The organism is Paractinoplanes abujensis (assembly GCF_014204895.1).
Classification (GTDB): domain Bacteria; phylum Actinomycetota; class Actinomycetes; order Mycobacteriales; family Micromonosporaceae; genus Actinoplanes; species Actinoplanes abujensis.
Map to the genome: position 1 here is coordinate 6,253,337 of NZ_JACHMF010000001.1, position 23,243 is coordinate 6,276,579.

Consider the following 23,243-nt stretch of genomic DNA (forward strand, 5'->3'; position numbering starts at 1 on the left):
TTTACCTCCCTGCGGGGTTGTACCGGACCACCTGCTGAGTGTCGCGCAGAACCGAGCGCAGCGCCGCCAGGTCGCCCTCGATCACCCCGGCCGCGCGCGCCTGCACCAGCAGGTTGCCGAGCGCGGTGGCCTCGACCGGGCCGGCCAGCACCGGCAGCCCGCAGGCGTCCGCGGTGAGCTGGCACAACAGCTCGTTGCGGGCGCCGCCGCCGACGATGTGCACCGCGTCGACGTGCCGGCCGGAGAGCTCCTGGGCCTGCTCCACTGCCTTCTTGTGAGCCAGCGCCAGACTGTCCACGATGCACCGGGTCAGCCGGGCCGGGCTGGTGTCCGCGGGCAACCCGGCCGCCCGGGCGACGCGCTCGGCCATGTTTCCGGGCGGCAGGAAGGCCGGGTCGTCGATGTCGATCAGCACCGGCTTCTCCCGCGACGCCTGCCGCAACAGGTCACCGATGTCGGGCGAACCCCATTCGCGCATGCATTCCTGCAGCGGCCAGAGTCCCATCACATTGCGCAGATAACGGATCGTGCCGTCGACGCCGCCCTCGTTGGTGAAGTTGGCTTTCCGCGATTCCGGGCCGAGCACCGGGTGCGTCAGTTCGAGCCCGACCAGCGACCACGTGCCGCACGAGATGTATGCGAAGTTCTCCCCGTCGGCGGGCACCCCCACGACCGCCGACGCGGTGTCGTGCGAGCCGACCGCCACGACTTTCGCTTTTTCGTACTCGCCGATCGTCTCGCCCGGTCGGCGGATCGGCGGCAGGCTCAGTCCCAGCCCCGAGGTCAAAGGCGCAGACCATTCCCGCGTACGCACGTCGAGCAGCCCGGTGGTCGACGCGTTGGTGTACTCGGCGCCGATCTCGCCGGTCAGCCAATAGGCCAGCAGATCGGGGATGAGCAGCATCTGCCGGGCCATCGCGAATTGCGGCGTCTCCTGCGCGGCGGCCAGCTGATAGATCGTGTTGAACGGCAGTTTCTGCAGGCCGTTGATCTCGTACAGCTGCTCGTCGGAGATGTCGAGCCGCACATTGTCGGTGCGGCTGTCGCGATAGTGCACGGGATTGCCGAGCAATGCACCGCCGGCGTCGAGCAGGCCGTAGTCGACCGCCCAGGAGTCGATCCCGATGCTGTCGACCGGGCCCGCCTTCTCGATTCCCTTCAGCACTTCGCGATAGAGGCCCAAGATGTCCCAGTGCAGACTCCGGGTGCGCACCGGCTCGTTGGCGAACCGATGCGTTTCCTCCAGCTTCAGGCCTTTGTCGTGAACGCGGCCGACCATGACGCGCCCGCTGGACGCGCCGAGGTCGACCGCGGCGAAGGTCCTCATCACCGCAGGAAGGCCGCGGCCACGCCGGCGTCGACCGGGATGTGCAGGCCGGTCGTGTGGGTGAGGTCGCCCCCGGTCAGCGCGAACACCGCGTTGGCCACGTGCTCCGGCAGCACCTCCCGCTTGAGCAGGGTGCGCTGCGCGTAGTACTCGCCCAGCTTCTCCTCCGGCACGCCGTAGACCGCGGCCCGCTTGGCGCCCCAGCCGCCCGCGAAGATGCCGGACCCGCGCACCACACCGTCCGGGTTGATGCCGTTGACCCGTACGCCGTAAGCCCCCAGCTCGGCCGCGAGCAGGCGCACCTGGTGGGCCTGGTCGGCCTTGGTCGCGCCGTACGCCACGTTGTTGGGCCCGGCGAAGATCGAGTTCTTGCTGGAGATGTAGATGATGTCGCCGCCCAGGCCCTGCGCGACCAGGATGCGGGCGGCCTCGCGGGACACCAGGAACGAGCCCTTGGCCATCACGTCGTGCTGCAGGTCCCAGTCCTGCTCGGTCGTTTCCAGCAGCGGCTTCGAGATGGACAGGCCGGCGTTGTTGACGACCAGGTCGACGCCGCCGAACGTGGTGACCGCTTCCCGCAGGGAGGCCTTGATCGAGTCGGCGCTGGTCACATCAGCGGTCACGGCGAGGGCGACGTCGCTGCCGCCGATCTCGTCCGCTGTCCGCTGCGCGGCTTCCGCGTCCCGGTCGGCGACGACCACGCAAGCGCCCTCGGCGGCCAGGCGCAGGGCGATCGCGCGGCCGATGCCCGAGCCGCCACCGGTCACGTACGCGATCCGGGTCGCCAGCGGCTTCGGCTTGGGCATGCGCTGAAGCTTGGCCTCCTCGAGCGCCCAGTACTCGATCCGGAACTTCTCGGCCTCGTCGATCGGCGCGTACGTCGACACCGACTCGGCGCCGCGCATCACGTTGATCGCGTTGACGTAGAACTCGCCGGCCACCCGCGCGGTCTGCTTGTTGGCCCCGAACGAGAACATGCCCACGCCGGGCACCAGCACGATGGCCGGGTCGGCGCCGCGGATGGCCGGGCTGTCCGCCGTGGCGTGCCGGTCGTAGTAGCCGCGGTAGTCCGCGCGGTACGCCTCGTGCAGCTCCTTGGCCCGGGCCACGACCTCGTCGAGCGGGGCGCCGGGCGCGGTGTCCAGCACCATCGGCTTGACCTTGGTGCGCAGGAAGTGGTCGGGGCAGGAGGTGCCCTTCTCGGCCAGCTCGCCGAGGCGCTCGCTGTTCACGAAGTCGAGCACGACGTCACTGTCCGTATAGTGTCCGACTTGCGCGCGATCGGTGGACGCGAGACCCCGCAGAACCGGGAAGAGGGCGGCCGCCCGCTCGTCCCGCTCCGTTTTGGACAGCGATTCGACGACCGCAGCGCCGAACGGATCGCGGCGACCGTTCTGCTCCAGATAGCGCGCGGCCCGCTCGATGATCTCGACCGAGTTGCGCTCGCACTCCTCGCTGGTCGCGCCCCACGCCGTGATCCCGTGCCCGCCCAGGACGACGCCGATGGCCTGCGGGTTGGCCTTCTGCACGGCGGCGATGTCGAGCCCTAGCTGGAAGCCGGGCCGGCGCCACGGCACCCACAGCACCCGGTCGCCGAAGATCTCCTTGGTCAGCGCCGGCCCGTCGGCCGCGGTGGCGATCGCGATGCCCGAGTCGGGGTGCAGGTGATCGACGTGCGCGACCTCGACCAGGCCGTGCATCGCGGTGTCGATCGACGGGGCCGCGCCACCCCGGCCGTGCAGGCAATAGTCGAACGCGGCGACCATTTCGTCCTCGCGCTCGACGCCCGGGTAGGTGCCGGTGAGGGCCCGCAGCCGGTCCAGGCGGAGCACGGCCAGGCCGTTCTCGGTGAGGGTGCCGAGGTCGCCCCCGGAGCCCTTGACCCACAACAGATCGGCCGGCTCGCCGGTGACCGGGTCGGTCTCGGTGCCCTTGGCCGAGGTGTTGCCACCTGCGTAATTGGTGTTGCGCGGGTCGGCGCCCAGCCGGTTGCTGCGCTCGAGGAGGTCACGCACTGCGGGGTTCGTCATGGTGTCCTTCGCGCTCTTTTCGCGGCGTCGTGAAACGTTTCATTGATTGCCGACAGGTTACGGCCCGGCACCACTGGTGGTCAAGATGCTCAGCTCTCCCAGCCGTCGTACAGGCGCTATACAGCACATGGCCCGGGAGTACGCGAAAGGCCCCGAACCGTTGCGCCACTCCGTTTCAGTTCGAGATGATGCATCGTGTCCATCGGACGAAACGGTCACATCCGTGCCGTTCGGCCGACCCCCGAAGGGGTCGTCCGATCAGGGGACCGCGATCTTTGGCTTGACCTGCGCGGATTGCTCGCCTCATCACTGCTGAACGCCTGCCCGTCGTGCCAAGGTTGGCGCCGATAATCCTCACGGGTCCCGACCTCGTGACCGATAGTGACGGCACACGAGAAGGAGGAAGAAAAATGGCGAACATCGAGACTTCCCTCAAGGAAGCCATGACGATCGAGGGCGCGATCGGCGTTGCCCTCGTCGACTACACCAGCGGCCTGACGCTCGGTGTCATGGGCGGCGGCCTCAACATGGACATGAACATCGCCGCCGCGGGTAACACCGACGTGATCCGGGCCAAGGTACGCACCCTCGAAATGCTGGGCCTGGCCGACTCGATCGAGGACATCCTGATCACCCTCGACAGCCAGTACCACCTGATCCGCCTGCTCCAGGGTCGCGGCAACGAGGCGTTCTTCCTCTACCTGGCGCTGAACAAGAACCGCGCCAACCTGGGCCTGGCCCGGCACCAGCTGCGTAAGATCGAATCGGAGCTCGACGTATGACAGCCGTTGACGACACCGGACTCGGCATCCGAAGCACCACCCAGCTGATCGGCGACGCCGTCAAGCAGTTCCGCGCCCAGGTGCCCGAGTGCGTCGGCGCCGGCCTGGTCGACATGTCCACCGGCATGCTCCTGGCCGCGGACACGCTCGACGAGCACCCCGGCGAGGTGCTGGACCTGCTCGCCGCAGCCACGTTCGACCTGTTCCAGGGGCGCAACGTGGTCATGATCGAGGACATCTTCAAGGCCCGCTACGGCGTGCTCGACGACCGCCACTACTTCCAGGAATTCATGGCGCAGAGCGACTCGCACGTACACGTCTTCCTGCGGAGCTACAACCAGGACATCGCCGCCGTCGTGGTCGCCCGCAAGACCGCGAACACGGGCATGATCCTGACGCAGTCCCGCCTCGTCATGAAGCAGCTGGACGCCGGCCTCAATTGATGATCGTGCCGCCGCTGACGGAGGCGCTGGGCATCCCCGGCGCCCACGCGGTGTCTCTGCTGGACCCCGACGGTCCCAGAGTGCTGTGGTGGGCGGGTGAGACAGCGCCGACCGACCAGGAGTCCGCCGCCGCCGTCACGCTCGCCGCGGCGGCGGCCGGTCTCGTGCTGCTGGACGGAAACGGCGGCGACGAGCTCAGCGACATCCTGCTCACCAGCGCGGACGCCTTCCACGTCGTACGGCTGGTGGGTTCGGACCTGCCGCTGGTCGCCCACCTGACCCTGCGCCGGGCCGGCGCCAACCTGGCGATGGCCCGGCGGGAGTTCGGCACCATGCTGGCGGCGTACGCCCGCGAACTGGCCCCCGCACCCACCGACGGCACCCCGGCGCTCGGCTCCTCGCTCGACCTGACCCTCGTCCCCCGAGACCTCGGCGGCGGCACCGTCGACCTCAGCGACGCCATCAAGGTCCCCGACACCCCCGAAGGACTACTGCCCCGGCGACACCGTCTCGACCAGCCCGAGACGGACGAAGAAGCCTCAGACCTGCTCAGTCTGCTCGGCCGCCCGTACGTGACGGACGATGCAGTATTGGACCGCGTGCTGGTCGCCCTCCGCGCGTTGTAACTCCGCACCGCGTGCCGGGCGTCCTTGTGCGCGCCGCTTTTTTGCGCACCGCTTCTCTGCGCATCGTAAGACCGCTCCACCCCCTCCGCAGGCCCCCCACACCTGGAGAAAGACGTGCAACCCTCCGACCCGTTCCAGGCCGTCCGCGCCGAAATCGCTGCCCTGCGGCACCAGGTCACCGGGGTACGCGGCTGCGTCATCGCCGGAGTCGACGGCCTGCTGATCCTGCACGACACCGTGGCCGGCCCCGAACCTCACGACATCGCCGCCCTGGCCGCGGGCGCCCACGGCATCAGCCGCACCTGCGGGGCCGCCCTCAACCAGGGCACGTTCCAAGAAGTGACGATCCGCAACCAGGGCGGCTACCTGTCCGTCTACGCCGTGGGCGACCTCGCCCTGCTGGCCGTGATCGGCGACAGCGGGCTGAACATCGCCCGCCTGCACCTGGAGGCGCGCCCCGTCACCACCCGACTGGGCAGCCTGCTCCGCATCCAGACCGTGGAACCGTCGGGCTACTTCAGCTAGCCCCGGCCCCGCCGCCGATCTTGCTCGGCTCGGCCCCGCATATGGCCCACCCTCCACGGGGGTCCACCGCCACTGCCCATTATCCCGGAACCCGCTGATCAACGGGCGCCGACAGCGGTCAGCCTGTGGACAACCCGGGATTGTGGATAACGCGAACTGGCTTATGCCCAGGCCGCGGCGTTTCGGGACGCCGCGGCCTTTTTGGTTGCCCGCTCCGCCACGGCGGGACACGGACGTTGAAGACGCGCTCGACCGGCTGCGCACCAGCAGGCGGGGCCGGCGATCGAACGGGCCGACTGGTGGTGGGTGACCGGGACCCGTGCCGTCCGAGAGCTCACCGCCTGCGCCTCGTCGATCCACGAGCTGCGGAGCGGGCGAAGTGGGCGGGCCGATGAGCAGGCGGGCCAGCAGCAGGGCAGGCCGCGAGCTGAGGGGCCCGCAAGCTGAGCGGGCCAACCGAAAAGGCGGCCGATGGCGAAGCTGGTGGGCGGGTAGAGCTGGTTAACGGATAGAAGCAGCCTGGTAGGCGACAGGCGCGGACGGGTAGGACCGACAGCGGGTCGGGCGTACAGGTACTGGCCAACGAGCGACAGGGCGGCGGGCGACCCCGGCCGCCGGAAACCGGCCGGCGGGCAGGAGCTGGTCGGCGGGCACGACCTGATCGGCGGGCAGGACCTGGTCGGTGGCGATGAGCTCGGTGGACACGAGCTGGACGACAGATGCAAGCCGGACAAAAGCGCAAGCCGGACGCAGGCGAATATCACCGACAGGCGAACCGGCCTGAGGCGCGATCGACGGCGGGCAGGAGCCGGGCCGCCGTTCAGAGGGCGCGCCCCCGGCTGACCGTGGACGAGCGGGCGACCAGTTCCGGCGTGAACTGCAGCTGCTGGTGCCGGTGATCCGGGTTTGTGGCCTCGTCCAATACCAGGTGCGCCGCGGCGCGGCCCAGTTCCTGGCGGGGCTGGCGGACCGAGGTCAGCGGCACGGCGGCCGCCGCGGCGAACTCGATGTCGTCGAAGCCGACGATGGCCAGGTCGTCGGGGACGCGCAGGCCGGCCCCGATGCTTTGTTGCAGCAGGCCCAACGCGAGCAGGTCGTTGGCGCAGAACGCGGCCGTGGGGCGGCGCCGCGCGGGCAGGCCGGCCAGCCGCTCCCCCGCCGAACGGCCCTCGGCCACGGTCAGCGCTTCGGTCGGCAGGTAGATCAGGTCGTCGGGGTCGCGGCCGAGTGACTGCCAGATCTCGCGGGCGCCTTGCAGACGTTCCCCCACTTGGCCCAGCGAGTCGGGGCCGCCCACGAAAGCGACCCGGGTGTGCCCCTGCTCGGCCAGGTGTTCGACCGCGATGCGGCCACCCAGCACGTCGTCGACGGAGACCGAGCAGCAGCTGTCGGCGCCGCGCACCCGGTCGACGATCACCAGGGGGACGCCGCGCCGGGAGAGCTCGTCGAGGTGGGCCGCGGCCGGGTCGACGGGGGTGATCAGGATGCCTTGCACCCGCTGCTGGAGCAGCCGGTCGAGGTGCACCTCTTCGCGGGCCGAGCGACTGTTGCTGTTGCAGATGAACAGCGACAAGTCGGCGTCCTCGGCGGCGTTTTCGATGCCCTGCGCCACGTCGTGGAAGAACGGGTTGGTGCCGTCGAGCATCACGTACGCCAGGGTGCGGCTCGTGCCGGCTCGCAACTGGCGGGCTGATTCGTTGCGTACGAAACCCAGCTCGGCCATGGCCCGCTCGACCCGCTCACGGGTGCGTGCGCTCACCACTTCGGGGCGGTTCATCACGTTGGAGACGGTGCCCAGCGAGACACCGGCGGCCGCGGCCACATCCTTGACGGACGGCGTCCTGCCGTTCAGCACCAAGACCTCCTGAGCGGGGTGTAGCGGGCCGGGGATCGCAAACTTTTACCAGGTCGGCCGCCGGGACGAGCCCCGGCCGCGCCGTGCCGCGCCGTCTTTGAAACGTTGAAGCCGCATCTTACGGCACTGGACGGTCGCGCGACGGCCGTGTTTCCACAACGTTTCTGGCCAACGCTTGACAGGTGTGATCGGGGCCACCTACGTTCGTCTCACCGCTCATGAAACATTTCAACAGCTATTGAAACATTTCAAGTATTGTTCCCACAAGCGACGTGGAGGTGGCTCGTGGCGGAGGCAAACGCCCGGCCCCAGAACGACCCCGCGCGCTCCCCGCAGCCCGCGCCCCAGAACGACCCCGCGCGCCCCCAGCAGCCCGCGCCCCAAAATGAATCCGCGCGCTCCCAGGAGCCAGCGCCCCAAAACGATCTCGCGCGCACCCCGCAGCCCGCGCCCCAGAACGACCCCGCGCGCCCCCAGCAGCCCGCGCGACTCGAGGTTCAGAACGTCACCAAGTCCTTCGGCGCGGTCGCCGCCGTGCAAGGGGTCACCTTCCCCCTCCACCCCGGCGAGGCCCATGCGCTGGTCGGTGAGAACGGGGCCGGCAAGTCCACCATCGTGAAGATGCTGGCCGGCGTCCACCGTCCGGACACCGGCACGCTGCGGGTCGACGGCGTCGACGTGGATTTTGCCGGCCCCGCCGACGCCAAGGCGGCCGGCATCGCCGTCATCTATCAGGAGCCGACCCTCTTCCCCGATCTGTCAGTGGCCGAGAACATCGCGATGGGCAACCAGCCGCTGACCAAGCTGCGGCAGATCGATCGCAAGGAGATGCACGCCAACGCCGAGCGGCTGTTCCGCCGGCTGGGTGTTCCGCTCGACCCGACGCGTCCGGCCCGTGGCTTGTCGATCGCCGATCAGCAGCTGGTCGAGATCGCGAAGGCGCTGTCGTCCGAGGCCCGGGTGCTGATCATGGATGAGCCGACCGCCGCGCTGTCCGCCGTCGAGGTGGAGCGGCTCTTCGCGGTGGTGCGGTCGCTGCGGGACGAGGGCGCCGCGATCATGTTCATCTCGCACCGGTTCGAGGAGATCACTGCCCTGTGCGAGCGGGTCACGATCATGCGGGACGGCAAGCACGTCGCCACCGAGCTGGTCGCCGACCTCAGCGTCGACGACATGATCCGGCGCATGGTCGGGCGTGACCTGAGCGCGCTTTTCCCCAAGCAGGACGTCGAGCCGGGCGAGGTCGTGCTCGAGGTCGAGGGCCTGTCCCGCGAGGGCGTTTTCCGAGAGATCTCCTTTTCCGTACGGGCGGGAGAGATCGTCGCCTTGGCCGGGCTCGTGGGCGCGGGCCGTTCCGAGGTCATGCAGGCCGTGTTCGGCGTGGACCCGTACGACAGCGGGGTTGTCAAGGTGCACGGCAGGCGTCTCAGGAAGGGGGATCCGCGCGCCGCGATGGCCGCCGGGATGGCTCTTGTGCCCGAGGATCGCCGTCAGCAGGGCCTGGTGATGGACCTGTCGATCGAACGCAACGTGACCTTGCCGCGCGCCCGCAAGCTGGCCCGGCTGGGTCTGCTGTTCGGCGGCAGCGAGCGCGCGGCCGCCGAGACCTGGACCCGCAAGTTGCAGACCAAGCTGGGCCGGCTCTCCGACGCCGTGGGCACGCTCTCGGGCGGCAACCAGCAGAAGGTCGTGCTGGCCAAGTGGCTGGCCACCGGGCCCAAGCTGCTGATCGTCGACGAGCCCACGCGCGGCATCGACGTCGGCACCAAGGCCGAGGTGCACCGGCTGATGTCGTCGCTCGCGGCGGACGGCCTGGCGGTCGTCATGGTCTCGTCGGAGCTGCCCGAGGTCCTGGGCATGGCCGATCGGGTCGTGGTGCTGCGCGAGGGCCGCGTCGCCGCCCAGCTCACCCGGGCTGAGGCAACCGAGGAGTCCGTGATGTACGCGGCCATGGGACAGGAGGTCGCGGCATGACCGGCCGCACCGGAACGGGCCCGGGAGGCTCAGCATGACGGCGACCTCGCTCGAGGCTCCCGCGGCGAAGCGGTTCGAGCCCAAGAACCTGCTCAGGACGCGCGAGCTGGGCATTGTGCTCGCGCTGGCGCTGCTCATCGCGTACACGGCGATCGACAACCCCCGCTTCTTGAGTGGTCAGAGCATCCGCGACAACCTGCTCAACACGGCCATCCTCGCGGTCATGGCCACCGGCCAGGCGATCGTGGTGATCACCCGGAACATCGACCTCAGTGTGGGCTCGGTGCTCGGCATCAGCGCGTTCACCGTGGCCACGATGATGAGCACCAACCCGGGCCTGCCGATGATCGTGGCGCTGCTGGCCGGCTTGGCCGTGGGCGCGGTGGCCGGCCTGGTCAACGGCGTTCTCGTACGCTTCGGTAAGGTGCCCGCGCTCGTCGTCACACTGGGCACGCTCTACATCTACCGCGGCATCACGTATTCGTGGGCCGGCGGCTCGCAGGTCAACGCGGACGAGCTGCCTCGGCACTTCTTGACGTTCGCCAACGACAACCTGCTGGGCATCCCCTGGCTGGTGCTGATCGCGCTGGTCGTGGTGGGCGCGGGCTCGCTGATGATGCGCAACTACCGGGTCGGGCGGGAGCTGTACGCGATGGGGTCGAGCCCCGCCGCGGCCGAGCTGGCCGGCATCAAGGTCGCCCGCAACCTGCTCGGGGCGTTCGTTCTCAGCGGCGCGCTGGCCGGGCTGGCCGGGGTGCTGTACGCGGCCCGGTTCGGCACTGTCGACGCCGCGGCCGGCACCGGCATGGAGCTCAACGTCGTGGCCGCGGTCGTGGTCGGCGGCGTGGCCGTCTTCGGCGGCAGCGGCTCGGTCTGGGGTGCGGCCCTCGGCGCCCTGCTGCTCACGGTGATCGGCAGCGCCCTGGCGGTGCTCGACATCAACCAGTTCTGGCAGCAGGCCATCGTCGGCGCGCTGATCATCCTGGCCATCTGCGCCGACCGCCTGGTCGCGGTCCGCATCGCCCGCAGCCTGCGGAAGAGGGACGCCCATGTCTGAGGCCCGGAAAAGACTGACCAGCTGGGACAGCATCATCCTGGTGCTCACCGTGCTGGTGCTGATCATCGCGTCGTTGAGCGTGGACAATTTCGGCACCAGCCGGAACTTCACGTTCATGGTGCTCGACCTGCTGCCGATCATCCTGATCGCGCTGCCGATGACGATGATCATCGTGACCGGCGAGATCGACCTGTCGGTGGCCAGCACGCTCGGCCTGACCAGTTCGATGATGGGCTGGCTGTGGAACCAGGGCCTGTCGATCGAGACGATCATCCCGCTCTGCGTCGTGATCGGCGCGATCTGCGGCGTGGTCAACGGCTTCCTGATCACCGGCCTGGGCCTGCCCTCGCTGGCGGTCACGATCGGCACGCTGGCCCTCTACCGCGGTCTCGCCTTCGTGGTGCTCGGCGACGGCGCGGTGGCCGACTTCCCGTGGAACTACACCGGCTGGGTCACCGGAACCATCGGTGGCGGCGCCGTACCCAATGTCCTGATCTTGATCGTGGTGCTCGCGCTCCTCTTCGGGATCGTGCAGCACGCCACCCCGTTCGGCCGCTCGCTCTACGCCATCGGCGCCAACGCGCAGGCCGCCCACTTCTCCGGGATCCGAGTCGCCCGTACGAAATTCTGGCTCTACGTCGTCAGTGGCGCGGTCGCCGGCCTGGTCGGTGTGCTGTGGACGCTGCGCTACTCCAGCGCCCGGGCCGACAACGGCTCGGGTCTCGAACTCGCCGTGGTCGCGGCCGTCCTGCTCGGCGGCGTCTCGATCTTCGGTGGAAAGGGCAGCCTGCCCGGTGTTCTCGCCGGTGTCGTGCTGCTGACCGCGCTGCAGAACGCGTTGCGCCTGGAGGACGTCTCCGGGCAGGCGCTCAACATCGTCACGGGCTCCCTGCTCGTGCTCTCCGTGCTGCTTCCGAACATCACCACCGCCGTACGCGGAAATTATCAGCGCCGCAGGCTGCGGCAAGCCGCCTCCCGATAGCCCTGAGTGAATGGAGTACACAGTGCTTCGCTCCCCCCGGACGTTACTGTCCGTTACTTCCGCCGCACTGCTCGTCGCAGGTCTGACCGCCTGTGGCGGCACCACCAAGGACAGCAACACCAACAGCGGTTCCGGCACGCAGGCCTCCGCGGCCGCCGACCCCAACGCGGCGATCAAGGAAGGCCTGAAGATCGCCTTCCTGCCGAAGCAGCTGAACAACCCGTACTCGGACGTCGAAACCGGCGGCGGCAAGGTCGCCGTGGACGAGCTCAAGGGCGAGTACAAGCTGGTCGGCCCGAACGACGCGTCCGCCTCGTCGCAGGTGTCCTACATCAACACACTGATCCAGCAGCAGCAGGACGTCATCGTGGTGGCGGCCAACGACCCCAACGCGGTCTGCCCGTCGCTCAACCAGGCCCGCGCGGCCAAGATCAAGGTCATCACGTTCGACTCGGACGCCTCCAAGGACTGCCGAGACGCGTTCATCAACCAGGCCACCACCCAGGGCATCGGCGAGTCGCTGGCCAAGATGGCGCTCGAGCAGGCCGGCGCCGACGGCGGCGAGATCGCGGTGCTCTCGGCCACCCCGAACGCCACGAACCAGAACTCCTGGATCGAGGTCATGAAGGAAGAGCTCAAGAAGCCCGACTACGCCAAGCTCAAGCTGGTCAAGGTCGCGTACGGCAACGACGACGACCAGAAGAGCTTCCAGGAAGCCCAGGGACTGCTGCAGTCGTACCCGAACCTCAAGGTCATCGTGGCCCCGACGACAGTCGGCATCGCGGCGGGCGCGCGCTACATCTCGTCGTCCAGCTACAAGGGCAAGGTCGCCGTGACCGGGCTCGGCCTGCCCAACCAGATGCGCGAGTACGTCAAGGACGGCACCGTCACCAAGTTCGCGCTCTGGAACCCGGCCGACATCGGCTACCTGGCCGCGTTCGCCGGCGCCGCCATGGCCTCGGGTCAGATCACCGGCGCCGAGGGCGAGAAGTTCAAGGCGGGCAAGCTCGGCGAATACACGATCGGCAAGGACGGCGAGATCGTGCTCGGCCCGCCGACCGAGTTCACCAAGGACAACATCGACCAGTTCAACTTCTGACAGCCATGCCCCGTTATTGCTTCCAGCTTCACGTCCGCCCCGAGCGGATGACGGAGTACGTGGAGCGGCACCAGTCCGTGTGGCCCGAGATGCAGGACGCACTCCGGGCCACCGGCTGGCGCAACTACTCCCTCTTCCTCCGCGACGACGGGCTGTTGATCGGCTACGTCGAAGCGGACGACCTCGAGGCGTCCCAGGCGGCAATGGCGGCGCTGGACGTCAACACCAGGTGGCAAGCGGAAATGGCGGAGTTCTTCGCCGGTGGCGGGCCCAACGACGAAGGGTTCCCGCTGCTCACCGAGGTGTTCCACCTTTCCGATTCTCAGGAGACCTCATGACCGACCTCGCCGCCGTCAAGCGCGCCCTGACGGCACAGCGCATCGAGACCCCGTCGTGGGCCTACGCCAACTCGGGAACCCGTTTCAAGGTGTTCGCCCAGCCGGGAGTGCCGCGTACGCCCGAGGAGAAGATCGCCGACGCCGCCACGGTGCACCGGTTCACCGGCGTCGCGCCCGCGGTGGCGTTGCACATCCCGTGGGACAAGGTGGACGACTACGCGGCCCTGACCTCGTACGCGCGGGACCTGGGGGTGGAGATCGGCGCGATCAACACGAACGTCTTCCAGGACGACGACTACAAGCTGGGCTCGGTCACCAACCCCGACGCCGGTATCCGGCGCAAAGCCACCGATCACCTGCTCGAGGCGATCGACATCATGAACCAGACCGGTTCGCGCGACCTGAAGCTGTGGTTCTCCGACGGCATCAACTACCCCGGCCAGGACGACCTGCGCGACCGCCAGGACCGCTTGGCCGCGGCGCTGCGCGAGGCGTACGACCGGCTCACCGGCGACCAACGTCTGCTGCTCGAATACAAGCTGTTCGAGCCGGCCTTCTACGCCACCGACGTGCCGGACTGGGGCACCTCGTACGCGCACTGTCTGGAACTCGGTGAACGGGCCACGGTCTGCATCGACACCGGACACCACGCCCCCAGCACCAACATCGAGTTCATCGTGGCGTTCCTGCTGCGCCAGAAGAAGCTCGGCGCGTTCGACTTCAACAGCCGCTTCTACGCCGACGACGACCTGATGGTGGGCGCGGCCGACCCGTTCCAACTGTTCCGCATCATGTACGAAATCGTCCGCGGCGGCGCGCTCGACCCGGCGTACGGGATCGCTTTCATGCTCGACCAGTGCCACAACATCGAGCGCAAGATCCCGGCCATCATCCGCTCGGTCATGAACGTGCAGGAAGCCACCGCGAAGGCCCTGCTGGTCGACCGCGACGCCCTGACCAGGGCCCAGCAGTCCGGCGACGTGCTGGAAGCGAACGCGGTCTTCATGGACGCCTACAACACCGACGTCCGCCCGCTGCTGGCCGAGGTCCGCGCCGACGCCGGCCTCGACCCCGACCCGGTCGCGGCCTACAAGGCCAGCGGCTACGACGAGAAAATCATCGCCGACCGCGTAGGCGGCACCCAAGCCGGCTGGGGCGCCTGATCCTTTCCTCGAATCGGCCCCGCGGATCTCTCATGACCCACGGGGCCGACGCGCCGGAGCAGCCGAATCAGAGCAAGCCGCGAGCTGTGGCAATGGCATAGGCGGCTAAGAGCCCGCCGTCGCCGACCTTTCCGGACGCGATCAGATCACGTAATTCGTCGACGGTCACCAGGCGGAATTCGTCGATGCCCTCGATCGTGGCGCCGTCCGGCAGGACGGCGTACGAGTCGATGTCCAGACGGGCCAGCCACAGCTCGCACGGGTTGTCGTCGACCAGCCGCCCCAGGAACTCCACCTTCTCGGCGGTGATGCCGATTTCTTCCCGCAACTCCCGGATGGCGGTCTCCGGCCCCTTGTCGCCGGGCTCGGCGAACCCCCGTGGCGTCTCCCACTGCCAGTCGCGGATGTGATGCCGGAACTGGCGGGTCAACAGGATCCGGCCGTCACCGAAGATCGGCAGAACGACGGCGCCTTCGGTGGGCGCCTGCGCCACCCAACGGATATAGGGACCCGTGTATCCGTCGCGGAACCGCACCGTGTCCCGCAGGGCGATGAAGAAGGCGTCCTCGTAGATCACGCCCATGTCGCCGTATTCCTCGGGCCGCCCCAGCTCGCGCAGTTTGGCCGCCGACCGGTTGGCCACCTCTTCCTGCACCTGCGAGTCGAAGACGATCTCGTAGGCGGCCCCCTCGGGATTGGCGAACAGGGCCGGGCGCTCGGCCCGGAGCTCGTCGTAGCGGGCCAGCCGCTGAGCGCGGCGAGCAGCGCGGATGGCGTCGTCTGTGCTCAAGTCGTCCTCCATCAGGCTCGTACCGGCAGCCTAGAACACCTGGCCGATCGGTCCGATCCCTCTGGACTGTCGGAGCACCGACTCTTACTCGTTGTGCGATCACTTGTGGACACACTGACTGATACTTATGGGGTTCCCACCTTGAGGAGGCCCCGTGGATCGCATGGACGGCGCTCTACCGCCCAACCGCGACATCGTCGAGATCGACCTCGGTGACGGCACAACGATCCCGGTCGAGGTGACCATCGAGCCCAACGGCGACTTCGCCCCGGGCGGCCGCAGCGACGCCGCCTTCGGTGACTGGTTCCGCGGCGACCGGCGCGCGGCTTTGAGCACGACTCCCACCGTCAAGGCCATGACCCGATGGGTGCATTCCCAGTTGCAGGACGTCGACACGCTGCTTCCCGACCGCGTCACCCTGGAGATGGGCGTCAAGCTGGTGGCCAAGTCCCCCGATCTGGTAACTCCGGTGCTGGGCCAGGTCGGCGGTGAGACGTCCCTGCTCATCCGCCTCGAGTGGGACCTCGGCCAGGCCGCCGCCGGCAAAGCCGCGCCGGCCCCGGCAGAGGGCGACCAGGATGATGACGATCGGAACAGCGACCAGCAGTCAACGTCCGGCACGGACGGCTGACGCGACCGATGCCGACGGCACTTGACGAGTTGGGCCGCCGCTCCCTGGTCCAGATCCGCCGGAACCGCGACCAGTTCCTCGGGGTCGGCTTCGTCGTCGCGCCGGGCCTCGTGGTGACCAACGCCCATGTCGCCGAGGAGAACGTCCAGGTCTGGTTCGCCGGTGAACCGCACGCGTGCACGGTGCGGCGCTACCCCGCGGAACGCACCGAAAGTCCGGAGTGGCCCTGGCCCGACCTCGCCGAACTGACTGTTCCGACCCTCGAGGCGGAGCCGGTGCTGCTGGGGCCGCCCTTCACCGATGCCCGGGACATCGCAGGTCTGGGCGAGGTACGGGTGCCTACCTTCGACCTCGCGTACGTGGCGGCCGGCCCCGAGCGCCTCGAGATGATCACCAAGCGGCTCGTGGTCTCGATGACCGGGGACAGCCTGATCGGCCTGGGGGGTGGAACGCTCGACCTCGGCATGAGCGGAAGCCCGGTGATCGACATGCGCAGCGGCCGGGTGCGCGGTGTCGTCAAGGCGGCCGCCTGGGCACAGGCGCAGGTGCAGTACGGAGCGAAGGTACCGACCGGCGGCTGGATGATCCCCCTGACCGCCGAGCACACCCCGCCGAGCTGGTTCCAGCACAATGCCGAGGCCAACCCCTTGGGCAATCGTTGGCGGCTGGTCGCGGCGGATGCCGACCGCGTCCAGCAAGAACTCTTCCGGCCGACCGAACCGCCCGCGGAGATCACGCCGGCCAACCTGCTGGATCCGGACACCGGCGTGACGCCCTTCGAGCCGATGGCCGAGCTGGACGACTTGCTGACGTGGTGCCACGCCGACAGCCGAACGGTAGTCAGGCTGGTCTCCGCCGGCTCGGGTACCGGAAAGAACCGCGTCGCGCACGAGCTGTGTGATCGCCTGCGCGGGCACGGGTGGGTGGCAGGCATTCTGCGTCCGTCGTTCCGCGACGCCGAGTGGCTCCGGACCCTGGCTCAGGCCTTGGAACGGGAGCTGCAGATCTGCGTCGTTGTGGACGACGCCGAACACCGTGGGCCGGATGTCGCGGCGATCCTGCAGGAGGTTCGCGACGCGCTGGACGCGTCATCCGCCACTGTCCGCGTGACCGCTCGAGTCGTGCTGCTGTCACGCAACGATCCGGACCGGTTCGAAGACGAGTTCCTCAGCATCGACATCGAGGACAGCGAGTTCGCTCAGTGGATCCGATCGGTGCAGGAGCCACCGATTCTGCTGCCGCGAATGCTGCCGGACGCACCGGCTGTGCTGTCGCGCGCATGGCGTGCTTTTGCTTCCCGGTTGGGCGTGGCGACGGAAGCGGAGCCGCTGTGGCCGCGCGACATCTCGGCCGGAACCACACTGGACCTCTACGCGATCGCGGCCGATGAGGTCCTCTCGGCCCTCCCGGGCTACGGGCAGGACTATCGCGGTGATAAGGACCCGCTGGAGACCATCCGCCGGCATCAGCTGAGATACTGGGCGCGGAAGTTGAAGGATGCCGATTATCAGTTACGGGCGCCGCCGCCGAAGAAAGCGAGTCGGCCGAAGGCCGGTTCCGGACCGATCACCATCCTGTTGACGACTGCCGAAGCGTGGCTGCTGATACCTACGCTCGTCCCGTCCACCGACGACGACCTCTTCCGGCAAGTCATGAACCGCGCCGCGCTGGCTCTAGGCGCACCGGATCCGCGCGAGATCGACAATCTGCGTGATCTGTATCCGGTCGCCGCGGACGGACACCCCGCCGCACTGACTCCCGACAGGCTTGCCGAGATCGTCTTCAGGCACGTCTGCCGGAATCTGGACGAGTCCACGCTGTGCGCGTTCCTGGCCGCGGTCCTCATCGGCGACGGCGCCGACGTCCTCCTGAGTCTGCGGCTGATCTGCCGGGCCCGTGCCGCGCCTGACACGGCCAGCGATGTCGCGCACAGCCGGATCGATGCAGCCCTGGCAACACTTCTGGCCGGACATCCGCGCGAGCTGTTGCCGGCGCTCACGCGGATCTGCGGCGAGATACCCCACATGGCGCCACTCGTGAGGCTGCTCACTGCCGCGGTCGAGGACGGCGACCTGGATGTGCTGCCCTTGGTCGAGGAGCACCTTCCGGACGACGGGCGCGGCCTGTCGCCCGTGGCTGTCGTCGTCCTGCAGCGCCAGGCCGACGCCACTCCCGGCACGGACGACCACAGCCTGTCGCGAAGAATCTCGTGGTGGCGCAAGCTGAGCCTGCACCAATACCACCTGGGTCGGGACGAGGCACTGAGCACGAACCAGAATGCGATCAACGAGTGCCGGGTGCTCCAGGCCCGCGGCGGCCGCCACGCCGCAACGTTCGCCCGCCTGCACGGGGATCGGGCGCTTTTCCTGCTGCGGCACGTGAAGGCGCAGCGTGCGCGGCAGGAGGGCGACGGACCCATCGGTGAGGCCCTGATCAACGGCGAGATCGCCATCAGGGAGTTCGAGAAACTCGGCCGGGACAGCGAGATCGCACTGGCGGACGTCCTGCACAATCAGGACATCCTGTTTTCGGTCCGGCAACGTTCGCGACAGGCCTTGCGACACGGGCGCAGAGCCTTGCTCCTGTACGGCGAGAACGGGCCACGCCGCTCCCGAGCGGCTGCGCATTCCCAGGTCGCCGACGACCTCGACGGGTTGGGCCGGATGGACGAGGCGCTGTCGGAGAGCGGTAAGAGCGTCGCCATCCTGGCCGGGCTCTTCCGCGAGTCGCCGTCGGCATACGCCGCCGATCTGGTGCGGGCACTGAGCCAACGCGCGTACATCCGGCTGCACAAGGGCGCCGGGGACCAGCGGGAAGGCAAGCCGAGTGCGACTGAATTCCTGCTCGCGGCGCGAACGGACGTGATGCAGGCACGGCAGGTGTTGCGCCGCTGGTCGCCGGTCGACGAGCCCGAACTGGAGGAGTACTTGCGCCGCATCGAGGCTGTGCTGGAGTCGCGCCTGGATCGGCGGAACTGACCAGTCAGTCGCCCACGGTGATGCCCATGCCGGCGATGACCCTGGTGTTGGGCGTCGCCGATCGGTCGTCCTGGTCGATGTAGGAGCCACTACTCGTTCCCAGGACGGGCATGTGCAGGTTGTCGAAGAGAGTCCGGCTGCCGGACACCGCAGCGTGCAGACGTACTCCGCTGGCACCGTTGCTTTCGTCCCGGACAGCGCTGATCTCGGCCTTGAGGTCGGCGCCGACGATCGAGTAGCGCACCTCCTCATCGCGCGCAGAATCCCCCGCGAAGGTCTCTTCGACGATGTCGTGCAGGTCGTCGGCGAAGGCGACGAAGCTGCCCACCAGCGGCTCGACCGGAGCGTTGCCGGCGAGCTTGGCTTCGGCCAGTTCTCTCAGCATCGTCTGCCGTGAACCCAGGTCCAGGATCTCGGTGACCGCCTCGACCGGGATGTGCTGCCACACGGTGTCGTTGATGAGGCTGGGAGCGATCGACGTGCTGTTCGTCGTCGAGATCCAGGGCGGCAGGTCGACGAGGTCGTCGTTGCGCGGTCCGGAAACCGCGATGGCGATCGCCATCGGCACGGCCACGTGGTACGCGGCGCTGGCTGCGCGCTCTACGAAGTCGGTCGCTTCGACGGTGTTGCGGTCGGCATTCTCGCCCGCGAGGAGGCGCTCGTACTCCTTACGGACCGACTTGTAGAAGACCACCGGCTGGTCCTCCGCCCAGTCGCGCATCGTCGCCAGAACCCGCCTGTAGGCGTCGGGGGTTCCGTCCGACAGGCGGGTCAGCCGCTGCTCGATCCGCGCCAGAAGGCCCTTTTTGAAGTTGGCTGCAACGGTGTCCAGCGAAAATTCGATGACGTGCCCGTCGGTCACCTCGTCGAGCCAGTCGCCGTACGAGTCCGGCGGCACGTTGACGACCTCACGCTCTCGATGGTCGGCCTGGATCTGCCGGAAAGACGTCACGGGTGTCTCGTTCAACGTGTCCCGGCGGGAGATCCGGATGTCCCCCCGGCGCAGCAGATCTCCCAGATCGGTGCTGCGGAAACGCGAACCGTTCGCCTCGGCGAACAACGACCGCAGCATCGGACTGTTCAGCGAGTGGGAGTCGGCGATGATCAGCGGCTCGGCCTGGACCGCGGTCATCAGCACACGGGAACGCAGGTCCTCCCGCTCGGAGAACTCGATCGGCACGTGCAGGTTGACGTCGCTCAGGAAAACCGAGAAGTCGTAGTCGCCGCTGTCCGTCATGAGCAGGCCTCGCGCTCTCGTCCGGGAAGGACCGATGTAACAACTGATACAGCGCAGTGTCAACGGGTGATCACCCGTCAGGGCAGCGCCCGCACAGGTTCCCGGCAACCGCCGCGCGCGAAGTGCTAAGGCGAGGCGGGCGGTGGCCGATCACAGGGCCGACTTTCTGCGAACGGAGGAACCAAGGATGGAGCAATATCTCGACACCGCGTCGACCGTGACGAAGGCTCTTTTCGGGCCCGAATCAGGCATTCCCTGGTGGGCCTGGATCGCGGTCATCGTGGCGGTCTTCTGGAAGGTTGCCGTCAAGGAGCCGAAGAGTGCCCGGGAGGCTGCGAACGAGCGGGACAACGTCATGCTCGGCGCCCTGTTCTCCGATGACAAGAAGGGCAAGAAAAAGAAGTAGCCGGCGCCCACCCGGGAGGGGGCGCCGGCCGTGGCGAGGCTCAGGCTGTGGGTGGTGGGGGTTCGGCGGCGCCGGTCATGATGGCCACCGCCTCGCTCATCGAGTGGGACTTCGGGGTGATCACCGTGGCTCGCCGGCCCAGCCGCTGGATGTGGATGCGGTCGGCGACCTCGAACACGTGCGGCATGTTGTGGCTGATCAGGATGACCGGCAGGCCGCGGTCGCGGACGTCGCGGATCAGTTGGAGCACCCGGTTGCCCTCTTTGACGCCGAGCGCCGCGGTCGGCTCGTCGAGGATCACCACTTTGCTGCCGAACGCGGCCGACCGGGCCACCGCGACCGCTTGCCGCTGGCCGCCGGAAAGCGATTCGACGGCCTGACCGATGTTCTGCAGTGTGGCCACGCCGAGTTCGCTCATGTGCCGTTTGGCCTCGGAACGCATGTGGCCTTTATCGAGCATCCGGAACACCGAGCCCAGCGGGCCGGATTTGCGCTGTTCGCGGCCGAGGAACAGGTTGTCGGCGATGTCCAGGCCGGGCGCCACCGCGAGGGTCTGGTACACGGTTTCGATGCCGGCCGTGCGCGCATCCATCGGCGTACGGAAAGTGACTCGTTGCCCGTCGAGATGGATCTCGCCTTCGTCGGGGACGAGCGCGCCCGAAAGCGCCTTGATCAGGCTGGACTTGCCGGCGCCGTTGTCGCCGATGACCGCGAGGATCTCGCCGGGGTACAGCTCGAGGTCGCTGCCGTTGATCGCGACGACCCGGCCGTACCGTTTGGTCAGGCCTTTCGCCTGCAGAACCGGAGTGGTCACGTCTTCACCTTCCTGATCCACTGGTCGAGCGAGACCGCGACCAGCACCAGCAGGCCGATCGCGAAGCCCTGCCAGACCACTTCGACGCCGCCCAGCTGCAGGCCGTTGCGGAACACGCCGACGATGAGCGCGCCGATCAGGGTGCCGATGACGCTGCCGCGGCCGCCGAAGAGGCTGGTGCCGCCGAGCACGACGGCGGTGATCGAGTCGAGGTTGTATTCGACGCCGACGTTGGGGCTGGCCGAGGCGAGCCGGCCGATGAGGATCCAGCCGCCGATCGCGTAGAGCAGGCCGGCCACGGTGTAGACCGAGAACAGCACCCGGCCGGTCTGGATGCCGGCCAGCCGCGCCGCCTCGGAGTCGTCACCGGTGGCGTAGACGTGTTTGCCCCACGCGGTGTTCGCGAGTGCGTAGAAGAAGAACGCGAACAGCAGAAGCATGATGATCGACCCGTACGTCAACCGGAAGTTCCCGAGCGGGATCGAGTCACCGGTCCAGGTCATCAGGCCGGGCATGTCGGTTCCCCGTACGGTCTCGGAATTGCTCACGACCGAGTTGAGCGAGAAGAAGATCGTCAGCGTGCCCAGGGTGACGATGAACGGTGGCAATTTTATCCGCGTCACCAGGAAGCCGTTGATCGCGCCCATCGCCGTGCCGCAGGCGAACCCGAGCAGCAGCGCGATGATCCCGGGCATCCCGGCGTCCACACAGAACGTGGCGGTCAGGATCGACGAGAAGACCGCGATGGCGCCCGCGGACAGGTCGATGCCGGCGGTCAGGATGATCAGCGTCTGCCCCAGGGCGAGCGTGGCGATGACGGTGACCTGCTGAAGCACCAGCGACAGGTTGGTGGCGGTCAGGAAGCGGCCGTTGACGATCGAGAAGGCGATGATCGCCACGACGAGAACGGCCAGCGGTCCCAGTACGGGATTCGAGTGCAACAGGTGCTGGATGCGCAGGCCGAGCGAGTCGTTCTTGCGCACGTCGAAGTCGGCGGGTGCGGTGGTGGTCGTGGCCATGTCAACCCCAGCAGTTCTGCTTGCCCCACGCGGAGTCCTTCGCCTCCACGCCGGCCTGCGGGTCGTCGGTGATCAGTTGGGTTCCGGTGTCGTAGAAGTCCTTGCCCGGTGTCGCCTGCGGGCGGGTGCCGTCCTTGGCGTACGCGGCGATGGCGTCGATGCCCAGCTGCGCCATCTTGAGCGGGAACTGCATCGAGGTGGCCCCGATGATCCCCTTGGACACGTTGTCGACTCCGGGGCAGCCGCCGTCGATCGAGACGATGACGGTGTCCTTCTCCTTGCCCGCCGCTTGCAGGGCCAGGTAGGCGCCGGCCGCCGCGGGCTCGTTGATCGTGTAGACCAGATTGATCGACGAGTCCTTCTGCAGCAGGTTTTCCATCGCCGTACGCCCGCCCTCCTCGGCGCCGTCGGTGACGTCGTGGCCGGCGATGCGCGGGTCGTTCTCGTCGCCGATCCGGTTGGGGTCGCCGATGTCGATGCCGAAGCCGTCGAGGAAACCCTGGTCGCGTTTGACGTCGACGGAGACCTGGTTGGCATTGAGGTCGAGCATGGCGATTTTCGCCTCTTTGCCGTCCCGGGCGAACTTGGCCTTGGCCCACTGCCCGATCAGCTTGCCGGCCTGATAGTTGTCGGTCGCGAAGGTGGCGTCGGCCGCGTTGGGCGGGTCGACCGGCGTGTCCAGCGCGATGACCAGCATGTCGAGTTCGTGCGCCTTGTCGATGGAGGGCACGATCGCTTTCGAGTCGTTCGGGGTGATCAGGAAACCCTTGGCGCCGAACGACATCAGGTTTTCGATCGCCTGCACCTGGGCCTCGTTGTCGCCGTCCTGTTTGCCGGCGAAACTCTGCAGCTCGACGCCCTGCTGCTGGGCCGCACCCTGGGCGCCTTTGCGCATCTGGACGAAGAACGGGTTGGTGTCGGTCTTGGTGATCAGACCGACGACGTCCTCGCCGGAACCTCGGTTGCAGGCGGCGGCCGTGCCGAGCACGAGGGTCACCACGCAGCCGGCGGCCAGCATCCTTCCTACTAAGTGCATGTTCCCTCCAAAACCGATTTAGCGAATCGAGGGACAACGTTGTCTCGCAGTAGACGCCCGCCTTGAGTCCGTGTCAACAATGAGTTTCCAAGATGTTGCGCACAGTGATCAACATCGACAGGAGTAGATGA

General features: G+C 68.1%; 21 protein-coding genes. 13 read left to right on the top strand and 8 right to left on the bottom strand.

Features of this window, described 5'->3' with window-relative positions:
* Position 1: 1 nt before the first annotated feature.
* Positions 2-1,327, bottom strand: a complete 1,326-nt coding sequence (locus BKA14_RS28585; protein WP_184953902.1) for a rhamnulokinase — start codon at positions 1,325-1,327, stop codon at positions 2-4.
* Positions 1,327-3,357, bottom strand: coding sequence for a bifunctional aldolase/short-chain dehydrogenase (locus BKA14_RS28590; protein WP_184953903.1), 2,031 nt, complete (start codon positions 3,355-3,357; stop codon positions 1,327-1,329). The genes BKA14_RS28585 and BKA14_RS28590 overlap by 1 nt, the downstream gene beginning before the upstream one ends.
* A gap of 410 nt (positions 3,358-3,767) precedes the next feature.
* On the opposite strand from BKA14_RS28590, the gene BKA14_RS28595 reads away from it, so the two are divergent.
* The 4 genes from BKA14_RS28595 to BKA14_RS28610 all read left to right on the top strand — a co-directional run bounded on the left by BKA14_RS28595 (position 3,768) and on the right by BKA14_RS28610 (position 5,733).
* Positions 3,768-4,139 carry a hypothetical protein gene (locus BKA14_RS28595; protein ID WP_184953904.1) on the top strand — a complete coding sequence of 124 codons (372 nt, stop codon included), beginning with the start codon at positions 3,768-3,770 and terminating at the stop codon, positions 4,137-4,139.
* Positions 4,136-4,582 (top strand): hypothetical protein, encoded by a 447-nt coding sequence (locus BKA14_RS28600; protein WP_184953905.1) that lies wholly within the window; start codon positions 4,136-4,138, stop codon positions 4,580-4,582. Before BKA14_RS28595 ends, BKA14_RS28600 begins: the two co-directional genes overlap by 4 nt.
* A gap of 5 nt (positions 4,583-4,587) precedes the next feature.
* The gene (locus BKA14_RS28605; protein ID WP_184953906.1) at positions 4,588-5,208 is read left to right on the top strand and encodes a hypothetical protein; all 621 of its coding nucleotides are present in this window, start codon (positions 4,588-4,590) and stop codon (positions 5,206-5,208) included.
* 114 nt (positions 5,209-5,322) lie between these two features.
* On the top strand, positions 5,323-5,733 hold the full coding sequence (locus tag BKA14_RS28610; protein ID WP_184953907.1) for a roadblock/LC7 domain-containing protein: 411 nt from the start codon (positions 5,323-5,325) through the stop codon (positions 5,731-5,733).
* An 820-nt stretch (positions 5,734-6,553) separates the two neighbouring features.
* Here the strand turns inward: BKA14_RS28610 and BKA14_RS28615 are convergent.
* Positions 6,554-7,588 (bottom strand): LacI family DNA-binding transcriptional regulator, encoded by a 1,035-nt coding sequence (locus BKA14_RS28615; RefSeq protein ID WP_184953908.1) that lies wholly within the window; start codon positions 7,586-7,588, stop codon positions 6,554-6,556.
* Between the two features lie 285 nt (positions 7,589-7,873).
* Here BKA14_RS28615 and BKA14_RS28620 point away from each other — a divergent pair, with 285 nt between their 5' ends.
* Genes BKA14_RS28620 through rhaI form a run of 6 tightly spaced genes read left to right on the top strand, consistent with a single transcriptional unit; the run spans position 7,874 to position 14,201 of the window.
* The gene (locus BKA14_RS28620) at positions 7,874-9,562 is read left to right on the top strand and encodes an ATP-binding cassette domain-containing protein (RefSeq protein WP_239093364.1); all 1,689 of its coding nucleotides are present in this window, start codon (positions 7,874-7,876) and stop codon (positions 9,560-9,562) included.
* A 34-nt stretch (positions 9,563-9,596) separates the two neighbouring features.
* Positions 9,597-10,619, top strand: a complete 1,023-nt coding sequence (locus BKA14_RS28625) for an ABC transporter permease (RefSeq protein ID WP_184953909.1) — start codon at positions 9,597-9,599, stop codon at positions 10,617-10,619.
* Complete coding sequence (locus BKA14_RS28630; protein WP_184953910.1) at positions 10,612-11,601, top strand: ABC transporter permease; 990 nt, start codon at positions 10,612-10,614, stop codon at positions 11,599-11,601. The genes BKA14_RS28625 and BKA14_RS28630 overlap by 8 nt, the downstream gene beginning before the upstream one ends.
* A gap of 22 nt (positions 11,602-11,623) precedes the next feature.
* A complete protein-coding gene (gene rhaS, locus BKA14_RS28635) occupies positions 11,624-12,700 on the top strand; it encodes a rhamnose ABC transporter substrate-binding protein (protein ID WP_239093367.1) in 1,077 nt (358 codons plus the stop codon).
* 5 nt (positions 12,701-12,705) lie between these two features.
* Positions 12,706-13,038, top strand: coding sequence for an L-rhamnose mutarotase (locus BKA14_RS28640; protein ID WP_184953912.1), 333 nt, complete (start codon positions 12,706-12,708; stop codon positions 13,036-13,038).
* On the top strand, positions 13,035-14,201 hold the full coding sequence (gene rhaI, locus BKA14_RS28645) for an L-rhamnose isomerase (RefSeq protein ID WP_184953913.1): 1,167 nt from the start codon (positions 13,035-13,037) through the stop codon (positions 14,199-14,201). The genes BKA14_RS28640 and rhaI overlap by 4 nt, the downstream gene beginning before the upstream one ends.
* Positions 14,202-14,268: 67 nt before the next feature.
* Here rhaI and BKA14_RS28650 read toward each other — a convergent pair whose 3' ends face one another.
* Positions 14,269-14,991: an NUDIX hydrolase gene (locus tag BKA14_RS28650; RefSeq protein WP_184953915.1), complete on the bottom strand. Its 723-nt coding sequence runs from the start codon at positions 14,989-14,991 to the stop codon at positions 14,269-14,271.
* A gap of 163 nt (positions 14,992-15,154) precedes the next feature.
* On the opposite strand from BKA14_RS28650, the gene BKA14_RS28655 reads away from it, so the two are divergent.
* Together BKA14_RS28655 and BKA14_RS28660 are read left to right on the top strand one after the other, a co-directional pair.
* Positions 15,155-15,622, top strand: a complete 468-nt coding sequence (locus tag BKA14_RS28655; RefSeq protein ID WP_239093423.1) for a CU044_2847 family protein — start codon at positions 15,155-15,157, stop codon at positions 15,620-15,622.
* Between the two features lie 8 nt (positions 15,623-15,630).
* Positions 15,631-18,600, top strand: coding sequence for a trypsin-like peptidase domain-containing protein (locus tag BKA14_RS28660; protein ID WP_184953917.1), 2,970 nt, complete (start codon positions 15,631-15,633; stop codon positions 18,598-18,600).
* Positions 18,601-18,604: 4 nt separating this feature from the next.
* Here the strand turns inward: BKA14_RS28660 and BKA14_RS28665 are convergent, their stop codons facing one another.
* A complete protein-coding gene (locus BKA14_RS28665; protein WP_184953918.1) occupies positions 18,605-19,738 on the bottom strand; it encodes a hypothetical protein in 1,134 nt (377 codons plus the stop codon).
* A 286-nt stretch (positions 19,739-20,024) separates the two neighbouring features.
* On the opposite strand from BKA14_RS28665, the gene BKA14_RS28670 reads away from it, so the two are divergent.
* The gene (locus BKA14_RS28670) at positions 20,025-20,243 is read left to right on the top strand and encodes a hypothetical protein (RefSeq protein WP_184953920.1); all 219 of its coding nucleotides are present in this window, start codon (positions 20,025-20,027) and stop codon (positions 20,241-20,243) included.
* 40 nt (positions 20,244-20,283) lie between these two features.
* On the opposite strand, the gene BKA14_RS28675 is transcribed toward BKA14_RS28670, so the two are convergent.
* Genes BKA14_RS28675 through BKA14_RS28685 form a run of 3 tightly spaced genes read right to left on the bottom strand, consistent with a single transcriptional unit; the run spans position 20,284 to position 23,112 of the window.
* Complete coding sequence (locus BKA14_RS28675; protein ID WP_184953922.1) at positions 20,284-21,057, bottom strand: ATP-binding cassette domain-containing protein; 774 nt, start codon at positions 21,055-21,057, stop codon at positions 20,284-20,286.
* Positions 21,054-22,076: an ABC transporter permease gene (locus BKA14_RS28680; protein ID WP_184953923.1), complete on the bottom strand. Its 1,023-nt coding sequence runs from the start codon at positions 22,074-22,076 to the stop codon at positions 21,054-21,056. Before BKA14_RS28680 ends, BKA14_RS28675 begins: the two co-directional genes overlap by 4 nt.
* Before the next feature lies 1 nt (position 22,077).
* The gene (locus tag BKA14_RS28685; protein ID WP_239093371.1) at positions 22,078-23,112 is read right to left on the bottom strand and encodes a substrate-binding domain-containing protein; all 1,035 of its coding nucleotides are present in this window, start codon (positions 23,110-23,112) and stop codon (positions 22,078-22,080) included.
* Positions 23,113-23,243 lie beyond the last annotated feature (131 nt).